This is a genomic window from Vibrio sp. 9-16B-A1, from assembly GCF_056726165.1.
The window spans coordinates 156,651-169,693 of the sequence record NZ_JBSDZD010000007.1; the positions used below are offsets into that span (position 1 = coordinate 156,651).

Consider the following 13,043-nt stretch of genomic DNA (forward strand, 5'->3'; position numbering starts at 1 on the left):
GTGGCCCTTGTTGTATTTGTCTGATTAAACCAGAAAGGAGCTTACTGCTCCTGCGCCAGCGCATCACCACGCTGGGTCAGGCCACACAGCATCACTGGTACCGCGTTGTAGATCTCTTCAAACTCGTCCAGACCTTCCATTCCCTGCTCAGCCAGGGTAGCCAGTGCGGTTTCCGGATCGTACAGCATGCTCAGTGACAGCAGTACGCCGCCCAGCAGCGCGTTATCCTGACTCTCTTCCGGCATCAGGGTTTCCCAGTCATCCCGTGCCAGCGTCCAGCCCTGCAGCAGGCCCTCACAAAACTCACGGGTGTAGGCGGTTACGATCTCTTCTTCGTCCAGCGCACAACCCTCAGGCCATTGCCACTCACCACCCAACAGGGCAGGGCGGGCCTGGTTCCAGATCTCAATTACCTGTTCAGCAAAGCTCTCAAGCTGCGCTGGGTCTGTAAAAGGTGCCTGTTCATCGCCTCCCCACAGGAAAGCCAGCCATTCATTGGGCATCAGCAGGTTAGGGGCCGCAGCCATAGCAGTAACAAAACCGCGGATCTGGCCGTCTGACAACAGTTTACCTTCAAGGTCCGGGTGGTTTAACAGCTCTTGTAGCGTCAAGGGGATGTCCTTTATCTGAGTCCGCTTTATTAGTGTGCGTAAAGCGATTTATGTGAATTTAAATACTAGTGTACCAGCAGGTCGAATAGTGAAAAAGACTTGATGGATCAAGACTCAGCATATAAGTTTTTATTATGTACCCCGAGGGCTTGGCTATGGATATACGTTCTTCACTTAAGAAGAGAAGCATTTATGCGTTAGGGATTTACCTGTGCCTCTTTATCGCTGTTTTCGGCAGCATCACCTATTTCGTGGTCGAAAAGCCCGTTCGAAGTAAGCTGGAGCAGAATCTGGATCTTAGAACAGAGCTTCTGGCCTCCGATCTCAGTAAATCCATTTCTTTTTCTCTTGGCACCCTGCGCAGTCTGGTCGCGGCGGCGCAAAACAATGATACCGAACAGTCTCATGATCTGATTGCCGGTATCATTGGTCAAAGCGATGACGCTCTGGTGAGTGGTGGCATCTGGCCCGCCCCTTATTCCATTGACCCGGATGTGGCATACAGCAGCCTGTTCTTCAACAAGCGTGATGATGGCAGCACAGACAGGATCCATTCCTGGAACAATCCCCAGTCCGGTGGCTATCACAAAGAGTCCTGGTACACTTCAGCAGCTGCGCTTGCCGCTGGTGAAATGGCCTGGTCAGGCGTTTATATCGACCCTTATACGCACGTGCAGATGATCACTGCGTCTATGCCTTATTTTGGCAGTGAGGGCCTTGCCGGTGTGGCTACGGTCGATGTTTCCCTGTCTGCGGTGGTGGAGCAACTGCAGAAGCAGGCAGACCGTTACAGCCTTGGTGTGTTGCTTAAAGATTCTGCCGGAGCCAGTATCCACGAATATGACTTCCGGATGAGTGATGATCTGTATATCTCGACTCTGGTGTTTGGACCGTATAACTGGCAAATCGATGTCATTAATGCGGGACGTAAAGTCGCAGAGGAAACTTTTGACCTGGTAACCACGCTTGAACTGGTTCTGCTGGGAATTCTCCTGATCGGCGTTATGGCCGGTTATTACCTGATCCGGCGCAACCTGATTGAGCCGATAGTGCAGCTGGCTGATGAAGTCTCTGACACTCAGTCGGGGGGTGAGATCAAAATGGACTACACCCAGGAGGACGAAATTGGTCACCTGATCGACTGTTTCAATCATAAAACACACACACTGGAAGAGGAAAAACTTCGGGCTCAGGCATCAACCAAGGCCAAGACTGCGTTTCTTGCCACACTGTCACATGAAATTCGTACTCCGATGAACGGCGTGCTGGGTACGGCTCAGCTGTTGCTTAAAACGGAGCTGGATGAACAGCAGTCCAAATTACTTCACAGCCTGTATGATTCCGGCGAGCACATGATGACGCTGCTTAACGAGATCCTCGACTTTTCGAAAATCGAGCAGGGCAAACTTGAGCTTGAGAATGCTCCGTTCGCCATGGCGGCGATTATTGGCAGTATTAACAGCGTGTACCAGACTCTTGCTGCCGAGAAAGGCCTTAACTTCAATGTTCACTCCGAGTTGCCGGCAGAACGCTGGTATAACGCTGATAAGGCCCGGATCCGCCAGATTCTGTTTAACCTGCTTAACAACGCGATTAAGTTTACCAGCCGAGGTTTTGTGGAAGTGTACCTGAAAGAAGAGATCCGCCATGGTGAGACATTCATGGCTGTTCAGATCCGCGATACCGGGGTGGGTATCTCGCCACAGGCCCAGGAGCGTATCTTTAAGCCTTTTGAGCAGGCAGAAAGCACCACTACGCGCAAATATGGTGGCACCGGCCTCGGACTTGCGATTGTGAAGCAAATCATTAAAGGCATGCAGGGCGATATTCAGCTCGATAGTGAAGAAGGGGTGGGTTCGAGTTTCTATATCACGATCAAAGTAGAGCCGTGTGAGCCACTCATCAAAGAGAGCGCCCATACAACGGATATCGACTGTAATGGCCTCACCGTACTGATTGTTGAAGACAACCGCACCAATACCATGATTATTGACGCCTTCCTGCGCGGCAAAGGTTTTGTCACGGTTTCAGTACCAAATGGCGAGAAAGCCATTGAGCTTCTGAAAAACCAGACTTTTGACCTGATCCTGATGGATAACCACATGCCGGTAATGGATGGTATTGAAGCCACAAGGGCTATTCGCCAGATGCCACCACCGTTGTGTGATTCATTGATCATTGGCTGTACCGCCGATGTTTTCAAAGACACCCGGGAGAAAATGACCCAGGCTGGTGTAGACGATATCATCGCCAAACCAATCGATGAAACCGAGCTGGATGATGTGCTGATGATGAACGCCGATAAGCTTAAGTCCCGGGCTGGCACAGCAGCGGCATCCTCCCAGCCACCACCGGAGCAGCAGGGCCTCACCTATGAGCAGTTGCTGGTTGACCTGTACGTCAGTATCGAAAACCAGGACTTTGCCAAAGCGTTTGATACTGCCGAGCAGCTGCGCCTCAAATGTGAAGATCAGGGCAAAGCCGACATGGTACAGACTGTGCTGCGGATTCAGACCTCGCTGGAGAACCAGCTGGCACCCGCGCCGGAAGACATGGACTTCCTTACCTTAAATCCTCTTAAAGACTGACTGAGGGGCCATCCGGCCCCTTTCTTTTTTCTGCTCACCATTTTCTCTGGCAACGCCTTCCACACCCGGTGTATTCCGGCTACTTTTCTGTATAAAAGTAACGTTTCATACGAGTGAAAGCAGTGGGAAATCCTTTGTTAACGGAAGGTAGTCTATCTGACTGCTTTTTAAATCAAAACTGGTTGAAAGTTTACCACTTAAGTTAAAATATAGAATCTAATTCTATGAATCTTGTGTTTTAATAGCTCACATAACTGGTTGGTTGTTCTTTTGCTGGTTATATCTTTTGTCATTTCTGACTTTTTCTGGTTTTTTCTTTGGTGGAATTGAGCGATGAAAGTGAAAGCGCCTTTCTGTATGCGTAATGCATTGGCAGATACTTTTGCGATGGTAGTGTTTAGTTTTATAGCGGGTATGCTGATTGAGATTTTTGTCTCGGGTATGTCGTTTGAACAGTCGCTGGCCTCCCGCGTGCTTTCGATACCGGTTAATATCGCGATCGCCTGGCCTTACGGCGTGTTCCGTGACTGGGTACTGCGTACCGGCGTGCGATTCCACGACAGCAGTTTTACGCGCAAACTTGGCGACCTGATCGCCTACGTGACATTCCAGTCACCAGCTTACGCCCTGATCCTGCTCTCTGTTGGCGCATCGACCGACCAGATCATCACTGCCGTGAGCAGTAACGCGGTGGTTTCCTGCGCACTTGGCGTACTGTACGGCTACTTCCTGGATTCGTGCCGCAAGCTTTTCCGTGTGCCAGGCTACTACCAAAGCGCCTGATTTTTCATCGAAGTGGTGAAAGTTTGTCGAAAATAGTTAATTAATGTCCACTTGAATCAAAAGAGCGATTTTTTTTAAGATTTATGCTTGACCCAACCGGGCATAATCATTAAATTAGCGCCCTGTCAGCAGCCAACGGCACTGACAGAAACAATACGGTGAGTTGTCCGAGTGGCTGAAGGAGCACGCCTGGAAAGTGTGTATACGGCAACGTATCGAGAGTTCGAATCTCTCACTCACCGCCAAATTCAGAAAAGCCCCTGCAGAAATGCAGGGGCTTTTTCGTATCTGAATCTGCCGTACTTCCTGTATGCTGTCTAAGCTTGAAATTGAAAGGCTAAGCACAGACAACAATACCAAAGGGCAAAGCGATGCCAACTTACGAACAGATCAACGCAAAAATGATCCCGCTTCCCCTGCTACTCGAAGCTGAACCCTCTGAAGAGCGTATTCGTTCTTATCTGCCAGATTCGGTCTGCTTTGGTGCGTTTGAGCAGAATAAGCTGGTGGGGGCCTGCGTGACCAGTTCCAGTCAGGGGGATATCTGCGAGATCTGCAATCTTGCGGTATGGCGGGAAGAGCAGTCAAAAGGGATTGGCTCAGGGCTGCTGAGGTTTGCTTTACAGGAGCTCTCTGGGCAGGGATTCTTGCAGGTTTTTACCGGTGCCGGGGCATTTGGTTGCCAGCTGAGGTTTTTTCTGCGCCACGGCTTTCAGGTCGACGGGGAGATAAAGGACTTCTTTATTGATCACTATGATGAACCGGTGTTCGAGCGGGGGCGGCAGCATATTGATATGTTGCGGTTGTCGCTGGCATTGACGGAAGTCGGTGGTTCAAAGTAGAAACGCAGTTTTTGCGCGCCGGGAGTTCGGATCTTTAACTTGCCTCCAGACTCAGCATAACTGCTCAAAAATATGAGTCAATCAGGAAAATGCTGAGCACAGACTCGTATGAATCTGCCCATGGGGGCTTTGCTTCGCCTTACCCAGGGGCCGCGTGGGGCAAAGAGGGCCTGCTTATCAGCATCTTCCGGATGCTCAGAAGTGTCGGGGCTGTTTTTCGGTGAGGATTACATGATGACTACAGACGCTTACAGATAATGCCTTGATAGGTATTTATGGTGTTTATAGGATTGGCTTATTTGATTGCTCATCCTGTATGGATGGATGAATGGATGTGTGCCTATGTGTAAACTGAGTCTTAAGTGTTATCTCTCATTACTTTCTCTTCTGTGCGTTCCCTTTACTGCCGTCTCAGCACCTAATAAATCAGCCCTCTGGTTTCCTCAGACTGATATTTCTCTGGACTCTCGTTATCAAACCGTGCTGCTTGAGAATGGACTGCGTGTTATCACCATTGAAAACAGTAACCCAAAGAATGGCCTGTCCATTCGGATGTTTGTTGATGCCGGGTCATTTCAGGAGAAGGGTGAAGAGCCCGGATTAGCCCATTTTTTAGAGCATATGGCCTTCAATGGCTCAACGAATGTCCCTCAAGGTGAAATGATATCAATGCTGGAAAGGCACGGTTTAGCCTTTGGAGCCGATACCAACGCGACAACAGGTATGACGAATACCAATTACCGGCTCGATCTACCTAAGGCGGATATCGATAGTATCAATACCGCACTGTTTCTGCTGCGGGAGACCGCTTCTGAACTGAGCCTGGAACAAAGTGCAATAGACAGCGAGCGTAAGGTTATTAAGTCTGAAGTGCGCGAACGCAGCTCGGTTGGGTTGGTGCGAAGTCTTGATTTTGCAGATTATATTTACGAAGGCGCAAACCTGCCTAAAAAGATTGGTCTGGGAACACTGAAAGGGATGGACCAGGTCACTCAAAAAGGATTGAGAAGCTTCTATCAGGCTTATTATGCTCCGGCGAATACAACCTTGATTTTGGCGGGTGATGTCAGTCATGAGGTCATGCTGGAGCGTGTGAAGCACTATTTTTCAAACTGGAGTAATAAAGCGTTTCAACCCGCCGTTGATCCTGAATTTAACCTTATCCTTCCTGAGAAGACGGAAGCTAAAGTCTTTTCTGATCCAAATATAGATACGCGTATAGAGCTTAGTTTTATTGAGAAGGAGTCACCTAAAGCGCTCAGTAAGGCTGCCGTATTGGAACGCTGGACCAACTTGATTGGCCTTAGAGCAATAAACAACCGTATTGATACATTATCCTACGAAAGCGGTGGGCGCATTATGTCTCCGGGTATTTCGTCAGATTTCAATCTGGAATCGGTTCGCGTAAATACGATTGGAGTGACGACAGCAGACGATGACTGGGAGTTTGGCCTGACAACAATAGACCAGATGTTGCGTCAGGCGGCGGAGTTTGGTTTTAGCAAAGCAGAGATTGAGCGTGAGCTTCTACAGATAGAGAAGGAACTGCAGTTTAGTGTCGAGAGTGAAGGGGATACGTTCAGTGCAACTCTTGCCGATAACGTGTTGAATGCTGTCGATGGCGGGTTCGTTATCGCGTCACCGCAAGCAGACCGGGCTATGTTTGAGGAACTACGAAACCAGCTGACGGTTGAGTCTGTTAATCAGGTTTTTCGCAGTAGATGGGCTTTGGCTTCTCCCCGTATCTATTTAACTGTGCGTAGTGATACTCCGGGTCTGGAACAGAAACTTCTTAACGCATATGCGGCAAGCAGAAAAGAAAAGGTCTCTCCTTACGTTGAAAAAGCAAGTACCGAGTTTGCTTACAACCATTTTGGTAAGCCGGGCAAAGCCACGCTGACCGGAACGTCCGGGTTTGGGGGAATACTCAGCTATCGCTTTGATAACGGCGTCATGCTCAATGTTAAGCAGACAGATTATGAAAAGGGCGTTGTTTTTATCTCTGCGCGTGTCGGTAAAGGAATGATGGCTCTGACCGAAGAGCAATATCCATTAATCCTCCTCTATAACGCAGGAATGGCGGCTGGTGGGCTTAAAGCACATGAAATGAATGATTTGAGGCGGATATTTTCAGGGAGGACTCTGGGGCTTGATCTGAGCGTAGACGTGAATGCATTTGCTTCTCACCGGTTTGTCAAAAAGGAAGATGCGCTCAGTCAGCTTAAAGTGTTTACCGCTCTGATGACCGATGGGGGCTACCGTGAGCAGGGGATGTCTTTTGCGCGCCAAATGCTGAGTAATCACCTTAACACATACCAGGAAAGTCCAGAAAGCGTTATGGGTAACTCTATCGGGCTCAAACTGCATGGCGGTGATTTGCGGTGGGCGCAGCCTTCCATGGAAAAGCTTAACGCATTTTCCATGTCTGATTTGAAACCCATCATTGATAGCGCCATATCGAATGGTCCGGTAGAGATCGGTATTGTCGGTGATATTTCGCCTCAAGAGGCGGTTGACTATGTTGCTCAGACATTTGGAGCTCTGGATATCAGGGCAGACCAGGCTATCGACCGTTATCAGGCTGAGTTTCCGCCGATCAAGAAAGAAGCCGTGACCTGGTATCACAAAGGTGAAAAAACAACGGCATTAGCAAGTGGCTACTGGAGCTTGCCTGATGCCCGTAACACGGAACAGATGCTGCACTTTCGATTGTTGGAGAGTGTCATTCAGCAACGTGTGACAAGAGAAATCAGAGAGGCTACCGGCGCTGCGTATAGTCCTCGCTCAGGCCTTATGCAATCTTATAATTTCAAGAACTTCGGATACCTGACAATCAATAGCAATACCACTGTTGATCAGGTTGATAAGGTTTTTTCAGCTTATAAGAAAGTATTGATATCTTTGCAGAGCAGACTGATCAGTGATGATGAACTTAAGCGGGCTGTCACGCCACTTATAGATGCGGTGGAGCAGCGGGTTGAAAGTAACGGCTATTGGTTTGACCTGACGTCAACAGCTCAAACTTACCCGGACATAATAGAAGCAGAAGGGATCAGTGCTGCAGTGTTAGCTGCAACCACAAAAGAAGATATTCTGGCGGTGGCTAAGCTAATTGATGTCAATAATGTACTTGAAGTAAGAGTGCTTCCTGATAAGTCGATGTGAGCCGGAGAATACAGGACTACCGACAGCGAAAGCAATACAATCGGCAGTCTTTTTGATAGGGTGAATAAGCTTTATTAACAATGGTTTAGTTGTTGCTTATTCGCTCTCCTAAACGCCTGGTTATCGAAAAGCTCCGGCTGAAATGCCGGGGCTTTATTTATAAGGGCAAACGTATAAGAGGTAAACTGAGCCTGATCACTGTTTTCGCTTAACTCAGGGTATTGAGATATTCTTCTAACACCCGGATCACCCCTCGCTCATTATTCGAAGGCGCACTAAACCGCGCATACTTCTTCACTTCCTCATGTGCATTTTCCATTGCATACGAGTGGTAGCTTTCCTGCAGCATCTCAATATCGTTGAAGTAGTCGCCAAAGCTCATGGTTTGCTCGAAGCTGAAGCCCAGTGATTCCTGCAGGCTTTTTAGTGCCGCGCCTTTTGAGGCTTCGCTGTGCATGATGTCCAGCCAGATTTTGGCGCTGACCACGACTTTATGATCCCCGCCGAAACGGGCGTTAATCGTCGGGTAAACCAGCTGCTCTGAGCCGCCAAAGTTACAGATGGCGACTTTGATAAATTCGTCGTCAACCTCCAGAAGGTCGTCTACCTGGCGGGTGCGTTCGTAGTACTTGGCGAACTCGTTAAGCGCGTCCGGATCTCTGGTTTCAATGTAAGCGGATTGCTTGCCACAAAGTACGATATGCGTGCCCTCAATTGCGCGGGCGGTGCGGATGATATCGGCAATGGCATCACCGTTCATGGTGCAGCTGTAAAGCTCTTCGCCTTTGTGCATTACCATGGTGCCGTTCTCGGCGATAAACATCATGCGCTCTTTAATCGGCTCAAATGTCTTCAGCAGGCTGTAGTACTGGCGGCCGGAAGCGGCGGCAAAGATGATGCCGTTTTGCTCAAGCTGTTCATGCAGAGGGAAAAAAGCCGGGTCAAGCTGGCTGTTGGCGTCGAGGAGGGTGCCATCCATATCGGCGGCAACAAACTTAATTACATCTTTTGTCATGGTAATGCTCTTGAGGTCTTTCAGATACACGGCCACTATACCGGCAATGTATATATTGGCAGCTAACATATACCAAACAGGTGAAATGGCAAGCAGGATGTTGTGTCCGCTGCCTGCCTTACCCGGTGGAAGAACCGGTCAGAGCTCAGGCCCCGGACATGGCGTCGCACCGGGTGTAACCAGATAAATTTTTGATTCAGAACATCCTTTCTCTGTGCTAAACCGCAACAAGTCTCCTAACCTTTAAATACAGGCATCAGGTCGTTTGGCTATGGAGAAAATCATGGACTTTGCCGAAATCAAAAAAGACCCGTCACAGGCGCATTTACACAATCTGGTTGATTACTCAGAGACATACCAAAACTTCGACTGGCAGCGCGCCAGACATCAGCTTATTGGGGACTCTGGCGTACCAAATATCGCTTATCAGGCGGTGGACCGCCATGTTCAGGCTGGGTTTGGGGATCAGGTCGCGATTCGCTGGCTGGGAAAAGAGGGGCAGCAGGTTGATATCAGCTATCAGATGCTGATGGAGCAGACCAGCCGCTTTGCCAATTTGCTTTCTGAGCTGGGCATTGAGCGGGGCGATACGGTATTTGCCCTGTGTCAGCGGGTACCGGACCTCTATTACGCCATGCTGGGCAGCGTGAAATATGGCGCGGTCTTCTCGCCGCTGTTTTCTGCGTTTGGCCCGGAGCCAATTCACTCGCGGATGGAGATTGGTCACGGCAGGGTGCTGGTGACCAGTGAGGCCCTGTACCGCAAGAAAGTGATGGCGTGGCGCCATGAGTTGGAAAGCCTGAAGCATGTGCTGCTTTATGACGTGTCAGACGAGCTGCCGGAAGGCTGTCTGGACCTGGATGCGTTGCTGGAGAAAAGCTCTGCAGAGTTTGAGGTGGCAGAGACGGATCCTGAGCAGTTAGCCCTGCTGCACTTTACCTCCGGTACCACAGGCAAGCCTAAAGGCGCGATGCACGTCCACAATGCTGTGTTGTGGCATCAGCTCTCCGGTTACTACGCGCTGGACATGCATCCGGGCGACATCTACTGGTGCACCGCCGATCCCGGCTGGGTGACCGGTACTTCCTACGGCATTATCGCGCCTTTGTGTAACCGCCTTACCCTGATCATCGATCAGGCCGAGTTTGATGCTGAGCGCTGGTATCAGATCTTAAGCAGCCAGAAGGTGACCATCTGGTACACCGCGCCGACGGCAATTCGCATGCTGATGAAAGTCGGGGAAGAGCTGGCGCAGGGTTATGACCTGAGTTCGCTGCGCTTTATTGCCAGCGTCGGTGAGCCGCTGAATCCGGAAGCGGTGGTCTGGGGGCAGAAGTGCTTTGGCATGGCAATTCATGATAACTGGTGGCAGAGCGAAACCGGCGGCATTCTGATCGCCAATGTCGCCACCAATACTGTTCGTCCCGGTTCTATGGGCAAACCTCTGCCTGGCATTGAGGCGGCGGTGTATACCGGCGCAGAAGGTGAAAAGCAGATAAGTACCAAGGCCGGGGAAGTCGGGGAGCTGGCCATTAAAACCGGCTGGCCTTCGATGTTCCGGGGTTACCTCAATCAGGAAGAGAAGTACCGCAGCTGCTTTACTGATGACTGGTATCTGACCGGGGATCTGGCCTATCAGGATGAGCAGGGGTATTTCTGGTTTGTTGGCCGGGCCAACGATGTGATTAAAAGTTCTGGTCACCTTATCGGGCCGTTTGAAGTGGAAAGCGCCCTGATGGAGAACCCGGCTGTCGCTGAAGTCGGGGTGATTGGCCTGCCTGATCCGGTCGCAGGGGAGATCGTTAAAGCCTTTGTGGTGACAAAACCTGGTTTTGACGCTGATGAGAAGCTGCGTAAAACCCTGCTCGGTCACGCCCGTAAACGTCTCGGTCCGGCGGTTGCGCCGCGGGAAATTGCATTTCGGGAGAACCTGCCAAAAACCCGCAGCGGAAAAATCATGCGCCGGTTACTTAAGGCCCGGGAACTGGGGCTGCCTGAGGGCGATACTTCCACTCTCGAAAGCGATGAAAAGTAGCCTGGGAAGCGTAAGGAGAAGCGAATGGCAAATCACAAAACTCATATCACCCGTGAGCATTTGCATTATCTGCTGACGGAGATGATCCGCATCCGGCGCTTTGAGGAAGCCTGCGTCGGTCTTTATAACGAGCAAAAAATCCGTGGCTTCCTGCATCTCTATAACGGTGAAGAGGCGATCTCCGTAGGTGTGATGCAGGCGCTTACAGAGCAGGACTCCATCCTCGCGACCTATCGTGAACACGGCCATGCACTGGCGAGAGGCATTTCGATGGAATCCCTGTTTGCCGAGATGTTCGCCAAAATGGAGGGCTGCAGTGGCGGACGGGGTGGTTCTATGCACCTGTTCGACAAACAGAAGCGTTTCTATGGTGGTAACGCCATTGTGGCCGGTGCGCTGCCGCTGGCAGTGGGACTTGCGATGGCGGATAAGATGCAGGGCCGCAATAACATCACCTGCTGCTTCTTCGGCGAAGGGGCGGTGGCAGAAGGGGAGTTTCATGAAAGCATGAACCTCGCCAAGCTGTGGCAACTGCCCATCCTGTTTGTGTGTGAAAACAACCTGTATGCCATGGGCACTGCACTGGCTATCGAGGAGTCCAACCAGCAGATCTTTACTAAAGCCGCCAGTTACGGCATTGCTGCCCAGCAGCTGGATGGAATGAACGTGGTGGATGTGGAAGCGGCCAGTCAGATTGCCTGTCAGGCGATTCGAAGCGGAGCCGGGCCACAGTTTCTTGAGTGCCGTACTTACCGTTTCCGGGGTCACTCGATGTTTGATTCCCAGCAGTACCGTGACAAAGATGAGATCCAGTCCTGGCAGAAGAAAGGACCGATTGTGCAGCTGAGCCACTGGCTGCAGGAAAACCACCATATTGATGAAGAGCAGATCCGGGAGATTGAGAGAAAGGCAGACCTGGAGATTGACGCAGCGGTGAAAGCTGCGCTCGCCGGTCGTGATGAGCCGGTCAGCGATCTGCATAAACACGTTTACGCCCGGGAGGTGCGCCATGACTGAGCTTTCATATCGTGAAGCGTTTAAAGCCGGAATTGTTGAAGCGCTGGAAAACGATCCCCGGGTATTTCTGATGGGTGAAGATGTCGGGGATTATGGTGGATGTTACGCTGTCACCAAGGGGCTGATTGAGCAGTTTGGCCGTGAACGGATCATAGATACGCCGCTGGCTGAATCCGGATTTGTCGGTGCCGGGGTTGGCGCGGCCATGGGCGGTATGCGGCCCATTGTTGAGATCATGACGGTAAACTTCAGCCTGCTGGCACTCGATCAGATCATTAATAATGCCGCTACGCTGCGGCACATGTCTAATGGTCAGGTTGGTGTACCGCTGGTGATCCGTATGGCCTGCGGCGCGGGTAAACAACTGGCGGCGCAGCACTCTCACAGTTTTGAAGGGATGTTTGCTCATGTTCCGGGGCTTAAAGTGCTCTATCCCGGCACCATCGCTGATGCCCGCAATATGCTGAAAATGGCGCTGGATGACCCGGATCCAACCATCATTTTCGAACACGTGATGCTCTATAACCGGACAGAAGAGTATGACGAAGCTGCACCAGTGGAAGATATGCACCACGCAGTCGTGCGGCGCCCGGGCAGTGACCTCTCCATATTTACCTGGGGTGGCAACCTGTACAAAGCGATGGAGGCAGCAGAGCAGCTTAACGAGCTGGGGTTTGAAGTGGAAGTCGTGGATCTGCGCTGCCTGCGTCCGCTGGACCGAAACGCGATGATTGAGTCAGTGAAGCGAACCCACAAAGCGATCATTGTTGATGAGTCGTGGAAGAGTGTGGGCATGTCGGCTGAGATCAGCGCAACCCTGGCAGAAGAAGCGATCTGGTATCTGGATGCGCCGGTAAGACGTATCTGTGGCCAGGAAGTGCCTTTCCCTTACCCTGAGCATCTGGAGCAGGCGTGTATTCCGCAGGTGGAAGACATAGTGAAAGCCGCCCTTGAGATGCTGGGCAGTGGCCAGACAGGTTAGGGGGC

9 protein-coding genes and 1 tRNA gene are annotated in these 13,043 nt (G+C 50.9%); 8 read left to right on the plus strand and 2 right to left on the minus strand.

Annotated elements, in window-relative coordinates:
* Positions 1-41: 41 nt before the first annotated feature.
* Positions 42-611, minus strand: coding sequence for a UPF0149 family protein (locus ACVB80_RS13260; RefSeq protein ID WP_481081763.1), 570 nt, complete (start codon positions 609-611; stop codon positions 42-44).
* A gap of 155 nt (positions 612-766) precedes the next feature.
* Here ACVB80_RS13260 and ACVB80_RS13265 point away from each other — a divergent pair, with 155 nt between their 5' ends.
* The 5 genes from ACVB80_RS13265 (at position 767) to ACVB80_RS13285 (ending at position 7,989) form a co-directional block, all read left to right on the plus strand.
* Positions 767-3,199, plus strand: coding sequence for a hybrid sensor histidine kinase/response regulator (locus tag ACVB80_RS13265; RefSeq protein ID WP_481081764.1), 2,433 nt, complete (start codon positions 767-769; stop codon positions 3,197-3,199).
* A gap of 333 nt (positions 3,200-3,532) precedes the next feature.
* On the plus strand, positions 3,533-3,982 hold the full coding sequence (locus tag ACVB80_RS13270; RefSeq protein ID WP_481081765.1) for an L-alanine exporter AlaE: 450 nt from the start codon (positions 3,533-3,535) through the stop codon (positions 3,980-3,982).
* A gap of 157 nt (positions 3,983-4,139) precedes the next feature.
* A tRNA-Ser gene (locus tag ACVB80_RS13275) sits at positions 4,140-4,227 on the plus strand.
* A 126-nt stretch (positions 4,228-4,353) separates the two neighbouring features.
* Entirely contained in the window at positions 4,354-4,824 is a 471-nt protein-coding gene (locus tag ACVB80_RS13280) for a GNAT family N-acetyltransferase (RefSeq protein WP_481081766.1), read from the plus strand.
* A 342-nt stretch (positions 4,825-5,166) separates the two neighbouring features.
* Positions 5,167-7,989: a M16 family metallopeptidase gene (locus ACVB80_RS13285; protein WP_481081767.1), complete on the plus strand. Its 2,823-nt coding sequence runs from the start codon at positions 5,167-5,169 to the stop codon at positions 7,987-7,989.
* Between the two features lie 208 nt (positions 7,990-8,197).
* Here ACVB80_RS13285 and ACVB80_RS13290 read toward each other — a convergent pair whose 3' ends face one another.
* The gene (locus ACVB80_RS13290; protein ID WP_481081768.1) at positions 8,198-9,004 is read right to left on the minus strand and encodes a Cof-type HAD-IIB family hydrolase; all 807 of its coding nucleotides are present in this window, start codon (positions 9,002-9,004) and stop codon (positions 8,198-8,200) included.
* Positions 9,005-9,287: 283 nt separating this feature from the next.
* Here ACVB80_RS13290 and acsA point away from each other — a divergent pair, with 283 nt between their 5' ends.
* The 3 genes from acsA to ACVB80_RS13305 are packed head-to-tail and all read left to right on the plus strand — an operon-like array spanning position 9,288 to position 13,038.
* Positions 9,288-11,039: an acetate--CoA ligase gene (acsA, locus tag ACVB80_RS13295; protein WP_481081769.1), complete on the plus strand. Its 1,752-nt coding sequence runs from the start codon at positions 9,288-9,290 to the stop codon at positions 11,037-11,039.
* 24 nt (positions 11,040-11,063) lie between these two features.
* On the plus strand, positions 11,064-12,056 hold the full coding sequence (gene pdhA, locus ACVB80_RS13300; protein WP_481081770.1) for a pyruvate dehydrogenase (acetyl-transferring) E1 component subunit alpha: 993 nt from the start codon (positions 11,064-11,066) through the stop codon (positions 12,054-12,056).
* Positions 12,049-13,038, plus strand: coding sequence for an alpha-ketoacid dehydrogenase subunit beta (locus ACVB80_RS13305; protein ID WP_481081771.1), 990 nt, complete (start codon positions 12,049-12,051; stop codon positions 13,036-13,038). Before pdhA ends, ACVB80_RS13305 begins: the two co-directional genes overlap by 8 nt.
* Positions 13,039-13,043 lie beyond the last annotated feature (5 nt).